Origin of the sequence: Pseudoalteromonas sp. JC3 (assembly GCF_030291895.1) — a bacterium.
Classification (GTDB): domain Bacteria; phylum Pseudomonadota; class Gammaproteobacteria; order Enterobacterales; family Alteromonadaceae; genus Pseudoalteromonas.
Genome location: NZ_CP127855.1, coordinates 3,288,308 through 3,311,101 on the forward strand (window position 1 = coordinate 3,288,308; position 22,794 = coordinate 3,311,101).

At 44.9% G+C, this 22,794-nt stretch carries 25 protein-coding genes and 1 riboswitch; of the genes, 5 read left to right on the forward strand and 20 right to left on the reverse strand.

The window, feature by feature from the left end:
* Positions 1 to 95 precede the first annotated feature (95 nt).
* Genes gshB through QSH61_RS14230 form a run of 3 tightly spaced genes read left to right on the forward strand, consistent with a single transcriptional unit; the run spans position 96 to position 3,950 of the window.
* Entirely contained in the window at positions 96 to 1,142 is a 1,047-nt protein-coding gene (gshB, locus tag QSH61_RS14220) for a glutathione synthase (protein ID WP_010606117.1), read from the forward strand.
* Positions 1,126 to 3,105, forward strand: coding sequence for a flavohemoglobin expression-modulating QEGLA motif protein (locus tag QSH61_RS14225; RefSeq protein ID WP_174169853.1), 1,980 nt, complete (start codon positions 1,126 to 1,128; stop codon positions 3,103 to 3,105). The genes gshB and QSH61_RS14225 overlap by 17 nt, the downstream gene beginning before the upstream one ends.
* Before the next feature lie 59 nt (positions 3,106 to 3,164).
* Positions 3,165 to 3,950, forward strand: a complete 786-nt coding sequence (locus QSH61_RS14230; RefSeq protein ID WP_102057359.1) for a hypothetical protein — start codon at positions 3,165 to 3,167, stop codon at positions 3,948 to 3,950.
* 9 nt (positions 3,951 to 3,959) lie between these two features.
* Here the strand turns inward: QSH61_RS14230 and QSH61_RS14235 are convergent, their stop codons facing one another.
* Together QSH61_RS14235 and yaaA are read right to left on the reverse strand one after the other, a co-directional pair.
* Positions 3,960 to 4,238, reverse strand: coding sequence for a hypothetical protein (locus QSH61_RS14235; protein WP_158299126.1), 279 nt, complete (start codon positions 4,236 to 4,238; stop codon positions 3,960 to 3,962).
* On the reverse strand, positions 4,235 to 5,011 hold the full coding sequence (yaaA, locus tag QSH61_RS14240) for a peroxide stress protein YaaA (RefSeq protein ID WP_010606114.1): 777 nt from the start codon (positions 5,009 to 5,011) through the stop codon (positions 4,235 to 4,237). The genes QSH61_RS14235 and yaaA overlap by 4 nt, the downstream gene beginning before the upstream one ends.
* A gap of 272 nt (positions 5,012 to 5,283) precedes the next feature.
* On the opposite strand from yaaA, the gene tal reads away from it, so the two are divergent.
* Together tal and QSH61_RS14250 are read left to right on the forward strand one after the other, a co-directional pair.
* Positions 5,284 to 6,234, forward strand: coding sequence for a transaldolase (gene tal / locus QSH61_RS14245; RefSeq protein WP_206472245.1), 951 nt, complete (start codon positions 5,284 to 5,286; stop codon positions 6,232 to 6,234).
* A 406-nt stretch (positions 6,235 to 6,640) separates the two neighbouring features.
* Entirely contained in the window at positions 6,641 to 6,832 is a 192-nt protein-coding gene (locus QSH61_RS14250; protein ID WP_010372168.1) for a DUF3545 family protein, read from the forward strand.
* A 40-nt stretch (positions 6,833 to 6,872) separates the two neighbouring features.
* Here the strand turns inward: QSH61_RS14250 and ung are convergent, their stop codons facing one another.
* The 18 genes from ung to QSH61_RS14340 form a co-directional block, all read right to left on the reverse strand.
* The gene (ung, locus tag QSH61_RS14255; protein ID WP_206472243.1) at positions 6,873 to 7,541 is read right to left on the reverse strand and encodes a uracil-DNA glycosylase; all 669 of its coding nucleotides are present in this window, start codon (positions 7,539 to 7,541) and stop codon (positions 6,873 to 6,875) included.
* On the reverse strand, positions 7,538 to 8,389 hold the full coding sequence (locus QSH61_RS14260; protein ID WP_206472241.1) for a cobalamin-binding protein: 852 nt from the start codon (positions 8,387 to 8,389) through the stop codon (positions 7,538 to 7,540). Before QSH61_RS14260 ends, ung begins: the two co-directional genes overlap by 4 nt.
* On the reverse strand, positions 8,389 to 8,985 hold the full coding sequence (gene cobO / locus QSH61_RS14265) for a cob(I)yrinic acid a,c-diamide adenosyltransferase (RefSeq protein WP_045987675.1): 597 nt from the start codon (positions 8,983 to 8,985) through the stop codon (positions 8,389 to 8,391). Before cobO ends, QSH61_RS14260 begins: the two co-directional genes overlap by 1 nt.
* A gap of 1 nt (position 8,986) precedes the next feature.
* A complete protein-coding gene (locus QSH61_RS14270; RefSeq protein ID WP_130163552.1) occupies positions 8,987 to 10,459 on the reverse strand; it encodes a cobyric acid synthase in 1,473 nt (490 codons plus the stop codon).
* On the reverse strand, positions 10,456 to 10,995 hold the full coding sequence (cobU, locus tag QSH61_RS14275) for a bifunctional adenosylcobinamide kinase/adenosylcobinamide-phosphate guanylyltransferase (RefSeq protein ID WP_010606107.1): 540 nt from the start codon (positions 10,993 to 10,995) through the stop codon (positions 10,456 to 10,458). The genes QSH61_RS14270 and cobU overlap by 4 nt, the downstream gene beginning before the upstream one ends.
* Entirely contained in the window at positions 10,995 to 11,777 is a 783-nt protein-coding gene (locus QSH61_RS14280; RefSeq protein ID WP_174169849.1) for an adenosylcobinamide-GDP ribazoletransferase, read from the reverse strand. Before QSH61_RS14280 ends, cobU begins: the two co-directional genes overlap by 1 nt.
* A complete protein-coding gene (cobT, locus tag QSH61_RS14285; protein ID WP_206472239.1) occupies positions 11,777 to 12,832 on the reverse strand; it encodes a nicotinate-nucleotide--dimethylbenzimidazole phosphoribosyltransferase in 1,056 nt (351 codons plus the stop codon). The genes QSH61_RS14280 and cobT overlap by 1 nt, the downstream gene beginning before the upstream one ends.
* Positions 12,825 to 13,850 carry a FecCD family ABC transporter permease gene (locus QSH61_RS14290; protein WP_010606104.1) on the reverse strand — a complete coding sequence of 342 codons (1,026 nt, stop codon included), beginning with the start codon at positions 13,848 to 13,850 and terminating at the stop codon, positions 12,825 to 12,827. The genes cobT and QSH61_RS14290 overlap by 8 nt, the downstream gene beginning before the upstream one ends.
* Entirely contained in the window at positions 13,847 to 14,644 is a 798-nt protein-coding gene (locus QSH61_RS14295; RefSeq protein WP_206472237.1) for an ABC transporter ATP-binding protein, read from the reverse strand. Before QSH61_RS14295 ends, QSH61_RS14290 begins: the two co-directional genes overlap by 4 nt.
* 69 nt (positions 14,645 to 14,713) lie before the next feature.
* Positions 14,714 to 14,841: riboswitch (cobalamin riboswitch) on the reverse strand.
* Between the two features lie 18 nt (positions 14,842 to 14,859).
* Complete coding sequence (locus QSH61_RS14300) at positions 14,860 to 15,459, reverse strand: histidine phosphatase family protein (protein ID WP_206472235.1); 600 nt, start codon at positions 15,457 to 15,459, stop codon at positions 14,860 to 14,862.
* 80 nt (positions 15,460 to 15,539) lie between these two features.
* Positions 15,540 to 15,752, reverse strand: coding sequence for a (Na+)-NQR maturation NqrM (gene nqrM / locus QSH61_RS14305; RefSeq protein ID WP_010372193.1), 213 nt, complete (start codon positions 15,750 to 15,752; stop codon positions 15,540 to 15,542).
* Positions 15,753 to 15,852: 100 nt separating this feature from the next.
* The gene (locus QSH61_RS14310; protein ID WP_206472234.1) at positions 15,853 to 16,884 is read right to left on the reverse strand and encodes an FAD:protein FMN transferase; all 1,032 of its coding nucleotides are present in this window, start codon (positions 16,882 to 16,884) and stop codon (positions 15,853 to 15,855) included.
* Between the two features lie 108 nt (positions 16,885 to 16,992).
* Complete coding sequence (gene nqrF / locus QSH61_RS14315) at positions 16,993 to 18,219, reverse strand: NADH:ubiquinone reductase (Na(+)-transporting) subunit F (RefSeq protein WP_174169844.1); 1,227 nt, start codon at positions 18,217 to 18,219, stop codon at positions 16,993 to 16,995.
* 20 nt (positions 18,220 to 18,239) lie between these two features.
* Complete coding sequence (gene nqrE / locus QSH61_RS14320; protein WP_010372198.1) at positions 18,240 to 18,848, reverse strand: NADH:ubiquinone reductase (Na(+)-transporting) subunit E; 609 nt, start codon at positions 18,846 to 18,848, stop codon at positions 18,240 to 18,242.
* 10 nt (positions 18,849 to 18,858) lie between these two features.
* The gene (locus QSH61_RS14325; RefSeq protein ID WP_010372200.1) at positions 18,859 to 19,491 is read right to left on the reverse strand and encodes an NADH:ubiquinone reductase (Na(+)-transporting) subunit D; all 633 of its coding nucleotides are present in this window, start codon (positions 19,489 to 19,491) and stop codon (positions 18,859 to 18,861) included.
* Positions 19,491 to 20,240: a Na(+)-translocating NADH-quinone reductase subunit C gene (locus tag QSH61_RS14330; protein ID WP_095729564.1), complete on the reverse strand. Its 750-nt coding sequence runs from the start codon at positions 20,238 to 20,240 to the stop codon at positions 19,491 to 19,493. The genes QSH61_RS14325 and QSH61_RS14330 overlap by 1 nt, the downstream gene beginning before the upstream one ends.
* On the reverse strand, positions 20,230 to 21,432 hold the full coding sequence (locus tag QSH61_RS14335; RefSeq protein ID WP_010372204.1) for an NADH:ubiquinone reductase (Na(+)-transporting) subunit B: 1,203 nt from the start codon (positions 21,430 to 21,432) through the stop codon (positions 20,230 to 20,232). Before QSH61_RS14335 ends, QSH61_RS14330 begins: the two co-directional genes overlap by 11 nt.
* 2 nt (positions 21,433 to 21,434) lie before the next feature.
* Positions 21,435 to 22,778 carry a Na(+)-translocating NADH-quinone reductase subunit A gene (locus QSH61_RS14340; protein WP_010372207.1) on the reverse strand — a complete coding sequence of 448 codons (1,344 nt, stop codon included), beginning with the start codon at positions 22,776 to 22,778 and terminating at the stop codon, positions 21,435 to 21,437.
* Between the last annotated feature and the right edge of the window lie 16 nt (positions 22,779 to 22,794).

The following is a 22,794-nucleotide window of genomic DNA, read 5'->3' on the forward strand; positions in this document are numbered from 1 at the left end:
TTGATATTCCTTATCTTGTCGATAAAAATAATCCGTGAGCGTCTAAGCTATTTTACCGCTATATTGCCAATTTATTTGCTGAGCAAAAATAGCCCGTGAAAATCTGTTTTATTATGTACCCTTGGGAGCGTGTAGAAGCTGAAAACGACAGCACGCTAAGACTTATCCACGAAGCCGTATCGCGCGGTCACGTCGTTGCCATCACCACCGTAAACAACCTCACTATTCGCGAAAGTGTCGCCAGTGCCTTCTGTGATGTATTTGTTGCGGGCCAAAAAGTATCTGATAACTTAGTGAGCTTTTACAACAAAGCTGAGTTTAAAAAAGTACAGCTTCCTTTGGCAGGTTTTGACGCAATATTTATGCGCGCCAACCCACCGCTTGATACCTTAGCGATGAACTTTTTAGACTCTGTTCGTGATGATACTTTCATCATCAACGACATCGATGGCCTGCGTATCGCAAATAACAAGCTATACACGGCATCTTTCCAAGGTATTGCGAGAGAATTTATTCCAAATACGCATGTATCTAAAAACAAAGAGTATTTAGAGCGTATATTCTCTGAATCAGAGCAAGAGAAAATGATCTTAAAGCCGCTTGATGGCTTTGGCGGTCGCGGTGTTATCGTCGTTGAAAAACGCGCGAAACAAAGCTTTAGCTCACTCCTTGAGTTTTATATTGGTGGCGACGAGGCTGGTAAAGGCAGCAACTACGTCATTTTACAAGACTATGTTGAAGGTGCCGACGAGGGTGATGTTCGTATTCTAATGCTTAACGGCGAACCGATTGGCGCCATGAAACGTGTGCCTGCAGCAAATGAAGTGCGTGCCAACGTACATGCCGGTGGCAAAGTAGTGAAACACAAACTCACCAACCAAGAAAAAGCGCTATGTAAGCACATCGGCCCTAAGCTTGTGCGTGATGGTTTGTATTTTGTTGGCATTGACGTGATAGGCGGCAAGCTTATTGAAGTTAACGTGCTCTCACCTGGCGGGATAACCCGTATTAACCGTTTAAACCGCTGTAAGCTGCAAGTGCAAGTTATCGATTTTGTAGAGAGTGTGGTGCACGCCAAAGAGCTAGTAACGCATCGCAAAAACCAATTCCGTCAAGTAATAGAAGATGCTCATGCTATCTGAACAAGCCATCATTGCCGCGCTTGAAGCCGGCAAACCCATCAGTGGGCAATTTGCTGAAGGTGCTTTTCACCTCGAAGTGAGGGAATACGTGCCTTATGTCGCCACTGCTGTACACGCAGGCCACCGCACCCGTGCTAGCCTAAAAGGCTTGTTCGCCATTAGCGATGCTGAGCGTTTACAAGAGGAAGATCCGTTTACCGACGGCATGATTGAATCATTACCCATCACGCTTATCGCGCGTGACTCACGTTACGAATACGATCTTAACCGTGCGCCAGAGCTTGCGATATACAAAGAAGCATGGGGTAAACAAGTGTGGAGCCAAGCGCTACCAAATGCAGACATAGATGTTAGCTTGTCTAAGCATGCAGCCTATTACCGTGTGCTCAGTGCGCTGTTAACCACGCTTGAGCGCAAGTTTGGTGCCTGCTTGCTATTTGATGTGCACAGCTATAATTATCAAATTCGTAGCTACCCTTATGCACCAACCTTTAATATTGGCACTGCACAACTTGATACCTTGCGTTTTCGCGCCGTATTAGATGAGCTGAAAAAACAGCTAGGACTGAAAAAACTGGCAGGCCAGCTGGTGGATTGTGCTGAAAATACCGTCTTTCAGGGTCATGGTTATCAAGCGCAATATATTACCAGCCACTTTGATAACACCTTAGTGGTACCGCTTGAAGTAAAAAAAGTCTTTATGGACGAAAACAGCGGCGAATTATTCCCTGTGGTGTTTGAAAAACTACAGCGCAACATGCATGTTGCTTTGAGTAAAACGGCAAAAACATTTGCTAAAAATCACTGCTATAAGCCACTTCGCAAAGCAAAATCAACGTCGCAGCTTGACCCTGCGCTGATTAACGTGGACTCTGCGCTGTACCGCATAGCCAGAAACCTTGAAACGCTGCATTATGTTAACCCAAGCAATATCGCCCAAGAGAAACGTCGCTTTTTCTCGAAACGTCATTATCAGCCTGCGTTTAAATATCGCCCGCTGAAAATTGACCCGTATGAGTTTAAAGAGCAACTCTATCGCTTGCCCGTTGGAAAAATCCAAGATCCGATCGTAAAAGATTTATATCGTAAAGTGATCGACAGCTACGCGACTAAAATCGAACTGATCACCCAAATTGGTCGCGAAGCCTTTTTGTATAACTCGCTACGCTATTATGGTGAGCCGGATTACAACGATATAAATAATGCGACCTTCTTGCTGCACGCGCGCGAAACAGAGACCTTGCCAAAAAAAGACATTACAGCCGAGCAAGCCTTGGTACGTTTTAATCAAGCGATTGAGGCTATGGGCTTACCTTGTAAGGTCGCTATATCAAGCAAGCTCGTTGCCAAAGCAATGGTCGACAATAGTAAGCGTCTTCTGCTTGTAAATAGCAGTGCGATGCTATCTGAGCTTGATATCAATGCCTTGATAGAGCATGAAATTGGCGTGCACTTACTCACGACTTTAAATGCTGACGCCCAGCAACTTAAAGTGCTGCACTTAGGTTTACCTGGCAATACCTATACTCAAGAGGGCCTTGCCATCTACCGCGAGTATCAATCTGGGCAAATAAATCTGACACGATTGAAAGTATTAGCGCTTAGGGTGATTGCGGTTAACATGCTACTTAAAGGCGATAAATTCTATCAAGTGTATGAGTTTTTAGCTGACTCGGGTGTATTAAACGTCAATGAAGCCTTTGCGCTGACCACTCGAATTTTCCGTGGTGGTGGCTTTACTAAAGATCATCTCTACTTAAAAGGCTTTAAAGACATAGTGCAGCTTGCCAATACCCGCAGCTTAGATAATTTATATCTCGGTAAAACGGGCATTGCGCACTTAGATGCACTGGACGCGTTAGTAGAACAAGGCATATTCACAAGGCCTAAATATCTGCCGGATACGAGCCGAGATCCCGAGCCAGATGCAATCCTAAGTTATTTAATTTCTTCAATTAAATAGGCTAAATTCGCCACTGTGGTTATACTAGTGCCATCTAGTATCTACCCAGTGGCTTTGTTTTGACACAACAGGAAATAGATTTACTCGCTTTTGAGCTGGCAAACCTTCGTCTCAATGCCGATCTCACGCTCGCACCAAAGTACAGTTATTTTTCAGATAAACCCTACCCGCTTGGTCGCTGCCTAGAAATTCGCGATGAAATGTTTAAACTCGTCACCACGGAGCTCAAGCAAAATTCAGAACGTTTATCTGTGCTCAGAAATTACATGCTTAAAGAGAATGCCGAGCTGAAAAAAGTATGGGGTTCGCTACGCGATGAGTACTTTCAAAATGCGATGTTGGTGGGAGATTGGTATATAGATACCGCAAACGATACCGTGAATGCAAACAAACCCAGAGTTGAAATCAAACCCATCGCACAATCAGGCTTTTCAGCCATCACTAATTTCGAGCAGTTTGTTAAGATTGCTCGCGCTTACTGGCAAGTGGAGGTGTTTAAAAACACCGCCTTTCCAGCCATCGCGCCTTATTTACCGTTAATTTGTGTCAACGCAAAAGGCGCTACTTGGTTAGCTGCGGCCAATGACGATATGATCAAGGTCGCTACCAACAGTGAGTTTAGGCTATCTGAGCAAATCCTCTGTCAGCTGCCAGAGCCTGACTCTGTTATCGTATCTCGCTGGCAACAGACCCTAACTGGCATCGATGCTTTAGATGACATCTTATTGCAAACAGGAAAGCCCGAGGGGTTTTGCCAACTATACAGAGCTGCCGAAAAGGCAACGGATTTAGCATTTAGGGATAGGGTCGTACGCGCCTATATGAGCTTACCCAAAGGCGCGTAGCGCGGCATATTAAAAGGAAGTGGGATAAGTCGGTTTTTCGTCTGTAATTTCCCATTTGTCTTCTGTTGGTCTATCCACTCGACATTGATTTTGCTGTTGGAAACACCTGTCCTCACAATTTTGTACTTGCATCGGATCCGAGTAATCTTTGCGACAGCTCATAGAACACGAACGTGAATCACCTTCGCAATCGACCGGCACATTGCTGACTCTAGTTGTAAAATGTCCACTACAGCCACTCACAAACGCAGCGGCGAACACTGCTGCTACACATAATTTTGTTGTCATTGTTCTGCTCTCAAAAACACCGGTTCTTGAGCCTTTTGCGTTGCTTCTTCACTAAAGCGGTATCCTGCAATATCAAACGCTTTCAGGCTTTCCAAATCCGATACTTGGTTCTCAATGATATACCTTGCCATCATACCGCGCGCTTTCTTCGCGTAAAAACTGATGACTTTGTATTGACCATTTTTACAATCTTTAAAGATAGGAGTGATAATGTCACCTTTCAGCGCCTTCTTATCTACCGCTTTAAAGTACTCATTTGAAGCTAAGTTCACCAAGTATTGTGTTTGTGCCCCTTCCATGACCTTATTCAGTTTTTCAGCGATAATCGTGCCCCAAAACTCATACAGGTTTTTGCCACGCGGGTTACTTAACTTTGTACCCATTTCTAAACGATAGGCCTGCATTAAGTCAAGTGGTTTTAGGATGCCATACAGCCCAGATAAGATACGTAAATGATTTTGCGCATAATTTAAATTAGCCTCAGTTAGGCTTTGCGCTTCTAAACCGACATACACATCGCCATTAAAAGCAAAAATAGCTTGTTTAGCATTGTCTTGTGTAAAAGGCTCTGACCACTCGGCAAACCTTGCCGCATTTAAGCCCGCGAGCTTGTCGCTTATCTTCATTAAGCTACCGATCTGCTGTGGTGATAAATCGCGACAAACTTGAATAAGTGACTCGCTATGCTCCAGCAGCTCTGGCTGTGTGTGCATCTTGGTTGGCGCAGGTGTTTCATAGTCTAGGTTTTTCGCTGGAGAGATAACTGTGATCATGGTTTGCCTATTGACTTAGCTAGTAATTAATGTCAATTTCAACACTATCCCCAAGTAACTTCAAGTGTTTGTCCGCTTTCACTTGGGCTTAAGCAATTCGCTGTTAAAATACAGCTTCGCTTTACAACTCGACCTTATATAACAATAACCCTAAATAACGAGTGTGATATGTCGCCCGATACGGACATATGACCTATTCAGCTATTTAATGGTGTTGCAACATAAGGCGTCTAATATCACTTCGCTGTTATCAATATTGGAATGAGGAACACATGACTTCAGCATTAGATAGGCTAAAACAACACTCATCAATCGTCGCTGACACCGGTGACATTGAAGCCATCCGCAAGCTACAGCCTGAGGATGCAACAACTAACCCTTCTCTTTTACTTAAAGCGGCGGAGACGCCTGCTTATCAGCCTTATCTAACAGAAGCTTGGGATTATGCCAAAGCCAATGAAAGTGACGCCGACAAGCAGTTAGCGCTTGCTTGTGACTATTTTGCCGTTGTGATTGGCAAAGAAATCGCGAACTCTGTGCCGGGATATATCTCAACCGAAGTAGACGCACGTTTATCTTTTGATACCGAAGCGACTATCGCAAAAGCAAAAACGCTATTAAATTTATATGAAGCGCAGGGCGTAAGCAAAGACAAAATCTTGATTAAGATTGCATCGACTTGGGAAGGTATTAAAGCCGCTGAAGCACTGGAAAAAGAAGGTGTTAAGTGTAACCTAACGCTGCTATTTAGCGAAGCGCAAGCACGTGCATGTGCCGATGCAAACGTATTTTTAATCTCACCATTTGTTGGGCGTATTCTAGATTGGCACGTTGCCAACGGCCTAGAAAAACCAACTGACCCACTACAAGATCCGGGTGTGCAATCTGTTCGTAGTATTTTTGAATTCTATAAGCAGCACGGTTATAAAACCGTTGTAATGGGCGCCAGCTTCAGAAATACAGGTGAAATTCTAGCCCTAACGGGTTGTGATAAGCTCACGATTAGCCCTTCTCTATTAGAAGAGCTTGCCGCAATGCCTGCAAACGAAAATTACTTACTTGAGGCTGACTTTGCGCCTAAAGCAAAACCAGCTGCGCTTAGCGAAAGTGAGTTCCGTTGGTTACATAACCAAGACGCAATGGCCACAGAAAAGCTTGCTGAAGGTATTCGCTCATTTGCCGATGCACAAGAAACATTAGTCGCACGCTTTAAAGCACTGTAAGTGCCTTAAACATTCGATTTCGAAACGCCGCATATTGCGGCGTTTTTGTTATCGCTCTCAATACAAACCCTTCTGAACACCTCCTAGATATCACCCGAATTGACCTTCATCAAACTGTCACTTGGTTTTAACCCAAAAGACACAATTGTGTTTTATTTTTATCCCGTCTGTGGTATATCAATATCACTTGAAGTGAAAATTGATGCCGCTACTTTCTGGTTTTGGTACAAAAAGCAAGCAACGCGGGGTTGTTTGTAGCGTACTTTAGCTATCAGACTTTTATCGGTTCCTCATATTGAGGTTTGCCAAATAGTATGAAGAAATCAACGGTGTCATTGCAGTTGTAGTGCTAACAACAGCCAAAGCAAATGCCACTTTAGGTTGTTTTTATCAATAGGAGATTTTCATGGATACCCTAGACGAGTTATTAGAATTATTAGAAAGTCCGGATACTAGGAAAAAAACTTCATCTAAGGGCAAAAAAAGAAAATGGCGTGAAATTGAAGCGCTAAAAGATAAACAGCGACTACGCAAAGAATTACAGGAATTGGATATTTTCGCAGACAGTGTTGATTTAGACGAATTTGATTTTAACTAAAAAGAGCGCCCTTCACGGCGCTCTTTTTTGTTGTTATCTGCTATAGCTCGGCCAATCGCCAGTCGATTGGCAGCTTACCCATTTGGGTGAGCAGCTGATTAGTTTTGCTAAAATGGCCACTACCAAAAAAGCCGCGATGTGCTGAGAGCGGCGAAGGATGTGGCGCGTGTAAAACATGGTGACGGTTTGTGTCTATGCTCTTACCCTTTTTCTGAGCGTGTGAGCCCCAAAGTAAGAAAATCACACCTTCGCTGTGGGCATTCAACCTTTCAATCACTACATCTGTAAAGCGCTCCCAGCCTAAATGCTTATGTGAATGGGCTTGGCCTTGTTCTACCGTCAACACTGTATTTAACAGCAGTACGCCCTGTTTAGCCCAGTCAATTAGGTAGCCGTGATTAGGTATGCGAAAGCCGTCAATATCCTGCACCAACTCTTTATACATATTATTTAACGACGGCGGCGGCTTAATCCCTGGCAACACAGAGAAACATAAACCATGGGCTTGATTAGGACCGTGATAGGGGTCTTGCCCTAAAATCACCACTTTAACCTGATCAAAAGGCGTGACTTTGAACGCTTCAAATACTTGTTCATGGGGCGGAAATACATTTATACCTTGAGCGCGACGCTCTGCCACGTAATCCATGGTTTGTTTAAAGTAATCTTGTTGTTTTTCCTGACCTAACACGTCACTCCACGTTGTCATGCTTCACCTTTTTTCATCATATTATAATGGCTTCGAGAAACGTCGAGTTTACCACATAAATCCGATATTCCCTCAAGCATACGATAGCTATAACGATGGAGCAGATCGGCATCTACCGAAATAGTTTGTTGATACTTTACCGCAGGGATCGACGGCCATTGCTGCCATGCAATTGCTTTAACCTCTTTTTTGGTCTTTTCTTCAGGGATCACAATCACTTGTGGTGATTTCAACAGAACATTTTCAATGCTAATTTGTGGATAGTCCGTGGTGGCGTCGGCAAAAACATTTTTCACATTACACACAGTAAAGACTTGCTGTAACCAACTTTCGCCTCCTACGGTCATCAACGGTGATGGCCACAATTGATAAAATACAGCTAAGCTAGCGCTTTGTTTATACTGGGCTTTTAGCTCATTTAAACGTTTAGTAAACAAATCTGCCTGTTGCTGTGCTTGAGATCCAAAGCCGGTAATTTTACCTAGGCGTAGCAACTCATTGGGCAGTTTATCTAGATATTTCGCTTCACTGTAAATCACCTCAACACCAAAGCTTTCGAGCTTTTCAAGCATCGGAGCGTGACTTGCATTTTTCCACGCAATGATAAGATCAGGCTTAAGTGCCAAAATTTTCTCAACCGAAATACCTTGATAGTCGCCAACTTGAGGCAGTTGCTTGGCTGATTCTGGATAATCGGCATAGGCGACCGTGCCTACAATCCGCTCCCCAGCTCCTATTGCATAAAGATTTTCGACAATATGAGGCGCAAGCGCGATGATCCGCTCTGCGGGCTTAGCACTAACGCTAAAGGCAAAACCTAGAACAATAAATAAGGCGAATTTTAGCATCAGTAGTCAAACCCTTTTTGCGCCTTAATGCCGGCCTCAAACGCATGCTTCACATTACGCACTTCACTCACGGTATCTGCAAGCTCAGTCAGACGTCGATGTGCACCGCGCCCAGTTACAATCACCGACTGCATGGTAGGACGGTTTTCTAGTGCCGTTATGACTTCGTCCAAATCTAGATAATCATAGCTCAACATATACGTAATTTCGTCGAGCAATACCAAGTCGATGCTTTCATCTTGTAGCCATACTTTTGCTTGTTGCCACGTCGCCTGCGCGGCGGCAGTGTCGGTTTCACGGTTTTGCGTTTCCCATGTGAAGCCCGTTTTCATGACCGCAAATGGCACGCCGACTTTTTCGAGCAAATTGCGTTCACCGCAATCCCAGGTTCCTTTAATAAACTGTACAACCGCAGCGTTCATACCATGACCGACACAACGCGCAACGGTGCCAAAACCAGATGTTGACTTACCTTTACCGTTACCTGTGATCACTTGCAAAATGCCCTGCTCTTGCTGCGCAGCGGCAATTTTTTCATCGACTTGTTGTTTTACTTTTTGCTGTCGTTGCTGATGCTTATCTTGTTGTTCGCTCATGTTATTCCTCAATTATTTTCATCAATTTTTGCCAATCTAAATGTGCTTCACAGCTGTCGGCAAGACGCGTAATTTGCTGCTCTCTGTGCTTCGCTAAATCAATCGCGGCTGTTCCCGCTTGCTTACTACCGGCCCAAGACAAGATAGCCTGTGTGGCGGCGACCGTATCAAATAAACCATGTAAATAGGTGGCTGCAATTTGATTATCTCGGGAGATAAAACCGTCCTGCACACTGTTATTTGGATGTGTGTTAAATCGCAAGAATGGCACCTCTAGTGCCGCTCCAGAAGAGATCCCCGCATGGATCTCGTAACCACAAATTTCAGCACTTTGCTCATCCAATTGGCAAATGCCAGACACTTGCGTCAGTACTTTTTGCTCTGAGAGTGTGGTCTCAAAGTCAGCCAGACCAAGCCCAGCGACTTCACCGAGTGTTGATTCCACCGCATTTGGATCTCTGATGAACTTACCTAACATTTGCAAACCGCCACACACACCTAGTACCTTACCACCGTACCTCAGGTGCCGTTTGATTTCTTCTGCCCAACCCTGTTTGCGTAAGAAGGTTAAATCGCTCAACACATTTTTGCTGCCGGGCAGAATGATTAAGTCACAAGGACCGATAGATTCTTGATAGCGTACATAACGCAAATCCACTTCAGGGTTTAAGCGCAAGGTGTCAAAGTCGGTGTGATTGCTAATATGAGGAAATAGTAAAACCCTGACGCTTAACGATCCCCGTTCACAAATATTGTCCACCGTCACCGCATCTTCTGCATCGAGCGCTAAGCCATGCAAATAGGGCAATACCCCAAGTACAGGCTTACCCGTTTTTTGCTCGAGCCAGTCAAGTCCAGATTGCAATAACGCAATATCACCACGAAAGCGATTGATCACAAACCCTTTAACCAAGCTTTGTTCATAGTCACTTAATAGCGCAAGTGTGCCAACCAAGTGTGCGAACACCCCGCCTTTGTCGATATCAGCGATAATGATCACGGGGCATGCAACTTCACAGGCAAACCCCATATTGGCAATGTCATTTTCACGCAGATTGATCTCAGCAGGGCTCCCCGCCCCTTCCACTATGCACAGCTCAAATTGTTCGCTGAGGCGTTGATGTGAGGAAAGTACGGCCTCCATCGCTACCTTTTTGTAATCATGATAAGCGGCTGCTTCCATATTGCTAATGGCTTTGCCGTGAATGATCACTTGTGCGCCAGTGTCAGAGTTTGGCTTAAGCAAAATAGGATTAAAGTCTGTGGATAGCGGGACTTTTGCGGCTTCGGCTTGGAGTGCTTGTGCCCGACCAATTTCACCGCCACAAGGTGTGACGGCACTATTTAGTGCCATATTTTGCGGCTTAAAAGGCGCAACAGATAAGCCTCTTCGTTGCAGCACCCGGCAAAGTCCCGCAACCAGTGTACTTTTACCGGCATCAGACGTGGTGCCCTGTACCATTAAGGTTTTCATACGTCTTGACCTTTTAAACATTGTGGCAAGCCTGCAATAACAAAATCGACTCTGTCGGCCACTTTAGCAATGTCTTGATGGAGCCAACCAGATTCATCAACAAACTCACGGCTTAGCTCGCCAAGCGGAATTATCCCATGCCCCACTTCGTTACTCACCAAAATAACAGTGGCAGCACAGCTTTCTAGTGCCGCCAGCACATGTTCTTTTTTGTCTATGGTCGCGGCCTTACCCATTTCGCATAAGCCAAAACTCAGCCATAAGGTCAAACAATCGATAAGTAACAGCGCATCTTCGCGTGCAGTAGCAATAAGCTTATCAATATGCCACGGCTCTTCCACTAGCTGCCAGCGGCTATCACGCTGCATCTGGTGAGCAAACACTCGGCTTTTCATTTCTTCATCTTGGGCTTTTGCAGTTGCAACATAGTAAAGTTCGTTCACCGCACCTTGCTCTAACAATAGAATAGCGCGCTGCTCTGCCAAGCGACTTTTGCCTGAGCGAGCACCGCCCAGTATTAACTGTATTTGTGCCATTAGAGATGACCCACAATAAAAAGCAAAATAACAAGCTCAGCAAGCTGTTGCGCAGCCCCTAAACAATCTCCGGTGTAACCACCAAGCTGAGCGTTAAACCATTTAATGCACACAAGTCTTAGCACAAACAAGCAAGTACACAGCATCAACAAGTCGAACAGTGAAAGCGCAAGCCATGGCCAACAGAAAATTAAAATCGCAATGGTAGTGAGCGTAAGGCGGGTCGCCGCAGCACTCGATATATGTTTCGCTACCGGCTTAACTTTGCTCAGCTCATCAGCCTGTACATAGTTAAGCGCACCGATTAAAGACACCGCAAAGGCACGACTTAGGCTATGGGCTAAAATAAGTGCAGCGAGTGTCACAGCAAAGTCATTAAAGAGCATGGTCAAAAGCGAAAATTTGGCCAATAACAGCAATATCAGCGCACAACTACCGTATGTACCAAGACGGCTATCTTTCATGATCTCAAGCTTTTGTTCACGGCTCCAGCCACCGCCAAAACCGTCAAAAACATCGGCAAGACCATCTTCGTGAAAAGCCCCGGTAAGTAAAATACTCGCAGCCAGTACGACAACGGCACCAAACATTGGCGATACACCACTACTGGCAACATAGCCAAGTATGGCCGAGAAGCTACCAACAAATAAACCAACTAAAGCAAAGTAACCACTCACTTCGTTAAGTTCATCAGATGAAGGGGCAGGATCCAAACGAATTGGCACCCGCGTTAAAAACACCACGGCAAGCTTAAACAGTCGCCACTCTTGTTGCCACTGCATTATGCGTCTACCACTTGCGTAACATAGGCATCGGCAAAGCTTGCCATTTCGCAAAAAAAGCCTAGCGCAGCTTGTAATAATGGAAGCGCTAGAGCGGCGCCCGTTCCCTCACCCAAGCGCATATTTAAATGTAGTAATGGCTCAGCGTTTAACTGCTCTAACATTAACTTATGACCTTGCTCCATAGAGCCGTGAGCAAACACCATATATTGCTTACTATGCGGTGCTATTCTACTTGCCAACATAGCCGCTGCGGTGGAGATGAAGCCATCCACTATAATCACTTTTTGTGCACGAGCAACCGCCAGCATAGCACCAACCATTTGCACAATTTCAAAGCCACCCAAGCGCTGCAAAATTTGTTCTGGCGTCGCAAGCTTATCTTGATGATATTCTAGAGCCTGTTTGATAAGTGCCCGTTTTTTGCAAAGCGTTTCATCGTCAATGCCTGTACCACGCCCCACACATAATTCCACACTCGCCCCGCTAAGCGCCGCTAAAATTGCAGCTGCGGAACTGGTATTGCCAATCCCCATTTCACCAAAAGCAATCACGTTGCTACCCGCTTCAATAGCGGGCATCACCACTTGCTCTCCATATTCAAGTCCTTGCTTGAGCTGCATTTCGCTCATCGCGGACTGTTTATGGAAAGCATGAGTAATATCGCCAAGTCGCTGTGAGCGCAAATTCGGCGCAGGCTCGCATGGCACTAACGTGCCACAGTCTACTACGGTTAACTGCCAACCAAGTTGTCGACAAAAGACGTTGATCGCAGCACCGCCCTGCACAAAGTTTGCAACCATTTGCCCAGTCACTTCGCTTGGCGCAATAGAAACCCCTTGGCTTGCAATACCATGGTCGCCCGCAAAAACAAACATTGCAGGGCGTGTTATTGCTAACTGCTCTATGTCTAATTGCGTCTGCCCTTGTGAGAAGATCTGTACTAGCTGCACAGCTAAAGCTTCAAGCTTACCTAGCGCACCTAGCGGTTTGGTTTTTAAGTCGATGCGCTGTTGAATAAGCGTGTCTAAGCGAGTATCTAACGGTTTAACCATGGGTAACTCCGACGCCTCCAGAGCGGCGATTTTTGAAAATAAGCAATGCTAAGAAGAACACGCTGCCAATGGCGGCGGTGATCACCCCCACAGGAAGTTCCTGATTATCGATAAGCGTGCGCGACAATACATCCACCCATAGCATCAAAAGCGAACCGCAAAGCGCGGTGGCCACAAGCCCAATGACCTTTGCTTGCGAGATAAAAAAGCGTACGATATGCGGGATCATCAAGCCTACAAATCCGACTCCGCCGCACGCAGCCACAAGTACTGCGGTGAGTAAGGAGCTCAATAACAACATACCTATTCGCACTCGTCCTACATTCACGCCAAGCGTGGTGGCGCTCTCATCTCCGAGTAACAAGGCGTTGAGCGGCCGACGCATCACTAAAAGCGTGATAAAACTCAGCAACACGACCAAACATGGAAGCCATAGCCATTGCCAGCTCGCCCTTGCAAACGAGCCTAGATTCCAAAACAAGATTGCACTGATGGCTTGAGGGTCACTCCAATAGAGCAACAAGCTAGTAAAGGCACTGAACAGAAAAGAAAGTGCGACGCCCGCCAAGAGCATAGTTTCTACCTGCTGTAGTGCATTGCGTTTTGCCACAAATAAAAGCAGCAAGATAGACAGCAAACTTCCGACAAATGCAGCCCCAGACATCATTAGGCTAGACTGTGCACCAAATAGCGCGATAAGCACCACCACACCGAATGAAGCACCTGAAGAAATACCAAATAAATAAGGATCAGCTAGAGGGTTACGCGTCACGGTTTGTAAAATAAGACCCGCTATCGCCAGTCCTGCTCCCGCACTCATCGCCAGTAACGTCCGTGGCAGACGAAGCTCAACTACCACCCGTTGTTGAAGTACGCTGGGATCGAAATTAATAATCGCTTGTATAACCGTATGCCAAGATAAATCAATCGCACCGATCTTAAGTGCCATCAGCATGCTAAAACAGCACAAGGCCAATAGCAGTATCGATATCAACGCGATCCGCTTTGCGGCAATCATAATTGATACCCGTAATGAAAGCGTATATGTGGGATCTCACTGTTATTTGGCGGATGACGGACAGTAGAAACCTCTGCACATACCCCAAAAACTTGGCTTAATAGGCTTTCGGTAATGACTTCAAGTGGCGACCCATCTGCAACAAGCTCACCGTTATTTAATACTAATAAGCGGTCGCACAAGGCGCTAGCCAAATTTAAGTCGTGAAAAGACGCAATGATAGTAACACCAAGCTGTTTGGCCAGCTCCATAATTTGGATTTGATATTTAATGTCCAAATGGCTGGTGGGCTCATCCATTATCAATACTTGAGGCGCTTGCACCATGGCACGTGCGATCATTGCCCTTTGCTTCTCCCCACCAGACAAGGAGCTAAAACATTGCTCTAATTTATGGCTCAATCCAACCTGCTCAATGGCATGTAAGATTGCCTGTTTTTCAGCAGCCGTCGTTGTCGCGAGCAGTGATTTGTTCGGTGTTAGCCCCATCAATACCATATCAAATAATGGCAGAGTAAACTCAGCGGGGATCTCTTGTAGCACCACAGCAACATGTCTCGCGTAGGCTTTACGTCCATAACTAGCTAGCGGCTTACCATTGAAAAGTAGCGACCCAGAACTTGGCGCTGTGTATTGATATAAAGTGCGCAGCAAAGTCGACTTTCCAGCACCATTCGGTCCGAGCAAACCAATAAATTCACCCGAATTAATAGCAAAGCTGAGTGCCTTTAAGATGGCTTTACCACCAAGCTGCACGCTAAGTTTATCGACTTGAAACTGTGGAGTAACTGCCATAGCACCTCTGATTGGGCACGGCAAAGTAGTAGCTTATAGACAAGCGACAACTTTGACTTAAGTCTGCCCGCTTAAGTATATAGATAGGCCTTGGTATCTGACTTATGCAAGAGGTAACACTCATACACTTACAGTTGCGGGGACAGTTGAGGACTCACACCTCATTCCCAATATCTGCCTATCACGAAATTTGCAATATTATGAAGTCTAGACGTCTAAAATACAACTTTTGGCCAAGCAGTTTGGCTGCTGTCGTAAAACACCTCAACTTTTACTATACCCGCATAAGGAATATCTATCTTCGATTGGTATGCAGTAAGCTCAGGCGATAGGTCAAGAATAAGTGCTACAAGCGCTTTTATTACTCCGGCATGCGCTACGACGGCGGTACACTCTTCACTTGGCGACGCCAAAATACTGTGCCACCACGTGGCGACCCGATGATGAAAATCATACATAGACTCGCCCTCAGGAGGCGTGTGCAGCCAAGGGTTTTGCCAAAAGTCACCAATACTTGGAAATTGGGTTTCTCGCCAAAGCGTATCATAAGGTTGTCCATCCCATAATCCAAAATCAAATTCGGCGAGATTTGGCTCCACCTCAACGGGGAGTTGATACTGCTTTGCAAAGGCTGTGGCTGTATTCAGGCAGCGCTTCCTTGGAGAGCTAATAATACCCTGTAGGCCACTTAGGCTCGTTAACGATTGCAGCAATTGCTGAGCACCAGTACTACTGAGTTCGGGATCTGTCACTCCAAGTAAATGGCCTGATAGGGTCGTTTCACCATGACGAACAAAATATAGCTGCCGCTGCATTTTTACTTAACCTGAGATTTGTTACCCAAAAAGCAAAAACGCAAGCTAAGCTTGCGTTTTCAATTAATACCATTCTACGGTTATAGGATCTGGTTTTCTTTCCACATCTCTTCTTTTGCTAACCGCTTTTTGCGTTTGTCGCATGGATCGTCGCAATCACAAATTTTGTCAATGCCCATTGAGCCCAAACCACCACAACTACTGGCCATGGATTTCTTTTGTACGATAACGCCTACTGCCATCGCAACAGCGATAAGCATAAGTAAACCGAAAGTAAGGAGGAATAAAGACATTATCTAGCCCCTTTTATTGCTACATTGAATTGAGTGACGACGCGCAAATTATACGCTTTCATGGCGTCACTCACAATTAAATTATGGGGTGTTGTACAGCTTAATTCAAGTACGGCTGAAATGCTTCACTCGCGTAACTCTTGATCCCTTCAGGACTTTTATACATCAAATACACGGGGAGTTGATGCTCAGTGGCATACGCCTTTGCACGCTCCGTGCCCATCACAGTCAATGCTGTCGCTAGGCCATCAGCCGTCATCGCAGATGGATGTAGTACCGTTACCGACACCAGCTCATGTTTAACTGGGCGACCCGTTGTAGGGTCAATAAGGTGTGTAAAGGTTTCACCATCCATTTCATAAAAAATACGGTAGTCACCTGAAGTTGCAATGCCATTTTTGCCAGGCTCTATCACGCGATGAATTTGGCGTTGACCAACAGGCGCATCGGGTTTCTCGATAGCAATACGCCACTCTCCATCCGGCTTCTTGCCAGAAACGCGAAGCTCGCCACCGATTTCTACCATATAGTCATGAATATCATGACTCTCAATCACCTCAGCCACCTTATCTATGCCATAGCCTTTAGCGGTTGCAGAAAATGATAATTCCAGCCCCGTAACTGTTTTCGCAAGACCACGGTCATTTAAAATAAGCTTATCAACACCGATACGAGTGCGCATATCGTCTAACTCGACCTGTGACGGACGCATTGTTGGTCTTTTGTCAGGACCAAATCCCCACAAATCGATAAGCGGTCCCATCGTAACATCAAGCGTTTTGGTCGACTTTCCAAGGCGGATAGATTCAGCAACTACCAAGCGAAAGTCTTCACTGATAGGCATAACGGTATTTGCGGCTAAACGGTTAAACTGGTTAATCTCAGAATCTGGGATATAGGTGGACATAGATTGATTAACAACCTTTAATGCCTGCTCAACCTCCTCATGTAACTGCGCTTGTTCGAGCGGCTTTTCGCCGGAGAATACCTTGATGTTGTAAGTCGTACCCATGGTTTTACCAGACAGCACAATTTCCTTGGCTTCAGGTTTGGCGTCTTGGCACCCTGTTAAAAAAACGAATAAAAACGAAATAATAAAAAATCGAGATAAAAAAGCGTAACTTGCTTGCATCAGAACTTCCTGAGTTTAGTACCAACGGGTATAAAAAAGCCCTCGAGCAAAGCATTTTGCTGGAGGGCTGATATTCTAACTTAAGTTCATTGTTAGACCGAAACCTAATTAACCACCGAAGTCATCAAGTAGGATGTTTTCGTCTTCAACACCTAAGTCTTTAAGCATGTTAATAACTGCCGCGTTCATCATTGGAGGACCACACATGTAGAACTCACAATCTTCCGGTGCTTCATGATCTTTCAAGTAGTTTTCATAAAGTACGTTATGAATGAAGCCCGTGTAACCTTCCCAGTTATCCTCTGGTTGAGGATCTGAAAGGGCAACATGCCATTGGAAGTTATCATTTTCTTCAGCTAGACCGTCAAAGTCTTCCACGTAGAACATTTCACGCTTAGAACGTGCACCGTACCAGAAAGACATCTTACGCTTAGAGTTAAGACGCTTAAGCTGATCGAAGATGTGTGAACGCATTGGCGCCATACCAGCACCACCACCAACAAATACCATTTCTGCATCTGTGTCTTTCGCGAAGAATTCACCGAATGGACCAGAAATAGTAACCTTATCACCTTCTTTAAGTGACCAGATGAATGATGACATCTTACCACAAGGTAATGTTAGGTTATTTGGCGGCGGAGTTGCGATACGTACGTTTAGCATGATGATGCCAAACTCTTCTGGGTAGTTAGCCATTGAGTATGCACGGATCGTTTCTTCGTCAACTTTAGACTCTAGCTTAAAGAAACCAAAACGTTCCCAGTCAGCACGATATTCTTCAGGAATATCATAGTCTGCATATTTAACATGGTGAGCTGGTGCTTCAATCTGAATGTAACCACCGGCACGGAAAGGTACAACCTCACCTTCAGGGATGCCTAGTTTTAGCTCCTTGATGAAAGTTGCTTTGTTATCGTTAGAGATAACAGTACATTCCCACTTTTTAACACCGAAGATTGATTCTTCAACTTCGATTTCCATGTCGTTTTTAACGTTAACCTGACACGCTAGACGACAGCCTTCACGTGCTTCACCTTTAGAGATGTGGTCAAGTTCGGTTGGTAGAATATCACCACCACCCTCTTTAATATGTACGCGACACTGACCACATGAGCCACCGCCACCACATGCAGACGATACGAAAATACCCGCGTTTGCAAGTGCACCTAGTAGCTTACCGCCAGCAGGAGTCTTGATCGCTTTTTCAGGATCGCCGTTAATATCAATTGTAACGTCACCGCTTGCTACAAGCTTCGATTTCGCTGCAATGATGATAAGCACTAGCATCACAACGATAGCGATGAACATGCTTACGCCTAATACAATAGTTTCCATCGTATAGTTTCCTCGCTACCTTACAGTGAAATACCAGAGAATGACATGAAGCCAAAGCCCATTAGACCTACAGTAACAAAGGTAATACCTAAGCCACGTAATCCATCAGGAACGTCTGCATACTTCATCTTCTCACGAATACCTGCTAACAATACGATAGCAAGTGCCCAGCCCACACCTGAACCTAGACCATAAACTACAGATTCACCGAAGTTTAAGTTACGCTCAACCATGAATGATACCGCACCGAAAATCGCACAGTTAACTGTGATTAGCGGTAGGAAGATACCTAGTGCGTTATATAGCGCAGGGAAGAACTTATCCAATGTCATTTCTAGAATTTGAACAAGCGCTGCGATTACACCGATAAACGTCAAGAAGCGTAGGAAGCTAAGATCCACTTCAGGGAAGCCTAACCATTCCAATGCGCCCGGCGCTAGCACTGCGTGATAAACCAAGTTGTTTACTGGTACAGAGATACCAAGAACTACAACTACCGCAATACCTAGACCTAGCGACGTTGTTACTTTCTTAGATACCGCCAAGAAAGTACACATACCTAAGAAGAAAGACAAAGCTAAGTTTTCAATGAAAACTGCTTTTATAAATAAATTGATATATTGTTCCATCTCTCTCCCCTTATGCCTTCGCTTCTACTTGCTCTTTCTTCCAAGTACGTAGTGCCCAAATAAATGCACCTACGATGAAGAACGAACTGAATGGCATAACTAGTAGACCCATAGGCTGATACCAACCACCTTCAGAGATAAGTGGTAAGATTTCAACGCCAAACAATGTTCCCGCACCGAATAGCTCACGAATAAAGCCAACTGTTAAAAGCACAACAGAATAGCCTAAACCGTTACCAATACCGTCAAGGAACGACATTGTTGGTGGTGACTTCATTGCGTATGCTTCTGCACGGCCCATTACGATACAGTTAGTAATGATAAGGCCGATGAACGTTGATAGTTCTTTTGCTGTTGAATAAACAACGGCTTGAAGCACTTGGTCTACAACGATTACTAAAGATGCAATAATCGTCATTTGGACAATGATACGCACACTTGAAGGAATGTGATTACGGATCATTGAGATAAATAAACTTGAAAACGCAGTAACCAATGTCAACGCAATTGACATGATAAGTGCATTTTTAAGGCTTGAAGTTACCGCTAGTGCAGAACAGATACCCAACACTTGCAGTGCAATCGGGTTGTTCGCAAAAACAGGACCAAACAAGACTTCCTTCATTTCTTTTGCATTAGCCATTAGTTCAATGCTCCTTTACGTACTTTCGCAAGGAATGGACCAAACGCTTTGTCGCTTGTCCAGAAATCTACTGTATGATCAACACCATTAGAAGTAAGTGTCGCACCAGATAGACCATCTACCTTGTGTTCGTTACCGCCAGCACTACCTTTAACAACGTCGATAGGAAGCTCTTTACCTTCCCAAAGTGCAGTCCACTTAGGGTTTTGGATTTCGCCACCAAGACCAGGAGTTTCACTGTGCTTATAAAAGTTGATTGACTTAATCGTCTCACCATCAGCTTCTAGCGCAAGGAAGCCATACATCACACCCCAAAGGCCATAACCTTGGATTGGTAGAATGATAGTAGACACTTTACCTTGGTCATCTTTTGCAAAATAAACTGGAGAGTTATTTGTGATACGTTGAATACCCGCTTTGTCTTCTTCTTTTGAAAGCTTGTAACTACGTTTGGCATCAAACTTAGTCGCTTCAAAATCAAAAGTTTCCGCTTTAACGTCTTCAACAAACTCACCCGTTTTAAGACTAACAACACGTGATTCGATATTTTGGTTAAAAACTTCAGATACGTTTTTAACTTTATCGTAGCCAGCAACGGCTAAAATGTTACGTTGAATATCTTCGTTTTTGTTTGCTTGCTGCATAGGACGAAGCTGAACCGAAGCAAAAGATACTACGATTGCACACACTAAACATAAGCCAACAACTACGCCGAGCGTTTTGCCCATTGATTCATTATTAGTTGACACGTGCCAATCTCCTCTTCACATTTGACTGCACTACGAAGTGGTCGAATAGTGGAGCAAAAAGGTTAGCGAATAAGATTGCTAACATCATGCCCTCTGGGTATGCTGGGTTAACAACACGGATAAGCACAACCATTACACCGATTAGTGCACCGTATAACCACTTACCTTTGTCTGTGAAAGACGCAGATACAGGGTCTGTTGCCATAAAGAACATACCAAATGCAAAACCACCAAGTACTAAGTGCCAGTGCCAAGGCATAGCAAACGCAGCATTTGTTTCAGAGCCAATTGCATTTAGAACGAATGACATTACAACCATACCAATGAATGTACCTAGTACGATGCGCCATGAAGCGATACGAACATAAACAAGGAACAAACCACCAAGTAAGATTGCTAGTGTTGATGTTTCACCTACAGAGCCTTGGATAAAGCCGTAAAACGCGTTAAACCAAAGGTCCATATTGCTGTAGTCTAGTGAACCTGCAGTCGCTTGACCTAAGTAAGTTGCACCAGAGAACGAATCAACAGCTGTCCACACTGTGTCACCAGAAATGTCAGCAGGGTACGCAAAGAATAAGAACGCACGGCCTGCAAGTGCTGGGTTTAGGAAGTTACGACCTGTACCACCGAAGATTTCCTTCGCGATTACAACACCGAACGTAATACCTAAAGCAGCTTGCCATAGCGGAATTGTTGCAGGCAGGATAAGCGCGAATAACACTGAGGTTACGAAGAAGCCTTCGTTTACTTCGTGCTTGCGAACTGACGCGAATAACACTTCCCAGAAGCCACCAACCGCAAACACAGTTGCATAAATAGGCAAGAAGAAACACGCACCATAGAACGTTTTGGCGCCCCACCCGGCATCAGCGGTTAATTCTCCGCCAAGCGCTTGGAAGATAGCTACCTGCCAAGTATTAGCAAGCTCAAAACCGTTACCTAGTGCAAGTGCAGCTTGGTGACCGATGTTGAACATACCAAAGAACATTGCAGGGAACGTCGCCATCCACACTAAAATCATAATACGTTTTAGGTCGATGTTATCACGAACGTGCGTTGCACCTTTGTTTACATAACCAGGAGTATAGAAGATAGTTGCTACGGCTTCGTAAAGCGCGTACCACTTCTCGTGTTTACCACCAGGTTCAAAGTGAGGTTCAATGTCTTCTAAAAATTTCTTTAAGGCCATTTTTAACCTTCCTTCTCGATAGTAGTCAGGCAATCGCGCAGGATTGAACCGTACTCATATTTGCCCGGACATACGTAAGTACATAGTGCTAAATCTTCTTCATCTAGCTCTAGTGCACCCAACGAAATCGCAGAATCTAGATCACGTGAAATAAGATCACGTAATAATAGCGTTGGCAAAATATCGAGTGGCATAACACGCTCATAGTTACCGATTGGTACCATCGCACGCTTAGAACCACCAGTAGACGTTGTCATCTTGAACAAACGGCTAGGTGTTAAGTGTGAAATGAATGTACGTGTTACTGAGAATTTGTCACTACCCGGAGCGATCCAGCCAAATAGCTCTTTCTCGCGACCTTCAAGTAAAACTGATACTTGAGTATGGTAACGACCAAGGTAAGCGTGAGGGCCAGTTGCTGTTTTACCAGCTAACACAGAGCCAGAAATGACTCGGTTATCACCGTCTTCAAGCTCGCCTGCAACTAAATCTGTTAGCGACGCACCGACATGAGTTTTTACTAAGCGAGGGTTCTTAACTCGAGGACCTGCTAGAGCAATAACTCTGTCTGAGTAGATTTCACCTGTCAGGAACAACTTACCAAACGCGATGACATCTTGATAACCAATGTGCCAAACTTGCTTGTTTGTACCTACAGAATCTAGGAAGTGAATGTGAGTACCCACGTTACCTGCTGGATGCACACCTGCAAACTCATGAACTTCTACTTGTGAGATAGAAGAACTAGGTACATTAGCACCCGCTTTCTTACACACAAATACTTTGCCTTCAGTCAAACGAGATACAACCGCTAGACCCGCTTCAAACGCTTCCACGTTTTCTGCGATGATAACAGCAGGATCTGCTGCTAACGGATTAGTATCTGTTGCTGTCACAAAGATTGAGCTAGGTGTTGCACTCGGCACAGCGACACGGCTGAATGGACGTGCACGAAGCGCTGGCCATTGACCAGACTCGATTAGCACTTCCTTCACTTTTTCAGAGTCTAAGTTGCTTAAATCAGCAGCTGAAAACTTCTCGAAAGTGATTTGCTCGTCGCCTTGAACTTCGATCACAACGGATTGAAGTACACGCTTAGCACCACGGTTAATTTCTTTAACTACACCAGAAGCTGGCGCAGTAAACTTGACGCCTGGGTTCTTTTTATCTTCAAAAAGAACTTGGCCTTTTTTGACTTGGTCATCCACACGAATATGCATGGTAGGACGCATACCGATGAATTCTTCACCTAGCACAGCTACTCGTTTGACAGCAGAACCATCATGAATAACTTGCTGAGGTGCGCCCTCTATTGGTAAGTCCAGACCTTTTTTTATGTTGATCATACGCACTTGCATTACA

Coding starts and splice junctions, on each gene's coding strand:
- QSH61_RS14225 (WP_174169853.1), top strand. CDS start 1,126: ATGCTCATGCTATCTGAACAAGCCATCATTGCCGCGCTTGAAGCCGGC.
- QSH61_RS14235 (WP_158299126.1), bottom strand. CDS start 4,238: ATGACAACAAAATTATGTGTAGCAGCAGTGTTCGCCGCTGCGTTTGTG.
- yaaA (WP_010606114.1), bottom strand. CDS start 5,011: ATGATCACAGTTATCTCTCCAGCGAAAAACCTAGACTATGAAACACCT.
- tal (WP_206472245.1), top strand. CDS start 5,284: ATGACTTCAGCATTAGATAGGCTAAAACAACACTCATCAATCGTCGCT.
- QSH61_RS14250 (WP_010372168.1), top strand. CDS start 6,641: ATGGATACCCTAGACGAGTTATTAGAATTATTAGAAAGTCCGGATACT.
- ung (WP_206472243.1), bottom strand. CDS start 7,541: ATGACAACGTGGAGTGACGTGTTAGGTCAGGAAAAACAACAAGATTAC.
- QSH61_RS14260 (WP_206472241.1), bottom strand. CDS start 8,389: ATGCTAAAATTCGCCTTATTTATTGTTCTAGGTTTTGCCTTTAGCGTT.
- cobO (WP_045987675.1), bottom strand. CDS start 8,985: ATGAGCGAACAACAAGATAAGCATCAGCAACGACAGCAAAAAGTAAAA.
- QSH61_RS14270 (WP_130163552.1), bottom strand. CDS start 10,459: ATGAAAACCTTAATGGTACAGGGCACCACGTCTGATGCCGGTAAAAGT.
- cobU (WP_010606107.1), bottom strand. CDS start 10,995: ATGGCACAAATACAGTTAATACTGGGCGGTGCTCGCTCAGGCAAAAGT.
- QSH61_RS14280 (WP_174169849.1), bottom strand. CDS start 11,777: ATGCAGTGGCAACAAGAGTGGCGACTGTTTAAGCTTGCCGTGGTGTTT.
- cobT (WP_206472239.1), bottom strand. CDS start 12,832: ATGGTTAAACCGTTAGATACTCGCTTAGACACGCTTATTCAACAGCGC.
- QSH61_RS14290 (WP_010606104.1), bottom strand. CDS start 13,850: ATGATTGCCGCAAAGCGGATCGCGTTGATATCGATACTGCTATTGGCC.
- QSH61_RS14295 (WP_206472237.1), bottom strand. CDS start 14,644: ATGGCAGTTACTCCACAGTTTCAAGTCGATAAACTTAGCGTGCAGCTT.
- QSH61_RS14300 (WP_206472235.1), bottom strand. CDS start 15,459: ATGCAGCGGCAGCTATATTTTGTTCGTCATGGTGAAACGACCCTATCA.
- nqrM (WP_010372193.1), bottom strand. CDS start 15,752: ATGTCTTTATTCCTCCTTACTTTCGGTTTACTTATGCTTATCGCTGTT.
- QSH61_RS14310 (WP_206472234.1), bottom strand. CDS start 16,884: ATGCAAGCAAGTTACGCTTTTTTATCTCGATTTTTTATTATTTCGTTT.
- nqrF (WP_174169844.1), bottom strand. CDS start 18,219: ATGGAAACTATTGTATTAGGCGTAAGCATGTTCATCGCTATCGTTGTG.
- nqrE (WP_010372198.1), bottom strand. CDS start 18,848: ATGGAACAATATATCAATTTATTTATAAAAGCAGTTTTCATTGAAAAC.
- QSH61_RS14325 (WP_010372200.1), bottom strand. CDS start 19,491: ATGGCTAATGCAAAAGAAATGAAGGAAGTCTTGTTTGGTCCTGTTTTT.
- QSH61_RS14335 (WP_010372204.1), bottom strand. CDS start 21,432: ATGGCCTTAAAGAAATTTTTAGAAGACATTGAACCTCACTTTGAACCT.
- QSH61_RS14340 (WP_010372207.1), bottom strand. CDS start 22,778: ATGATCAACATAAAAAAAGGTCTGGACTTACCAATAGAGGGCGCACCT.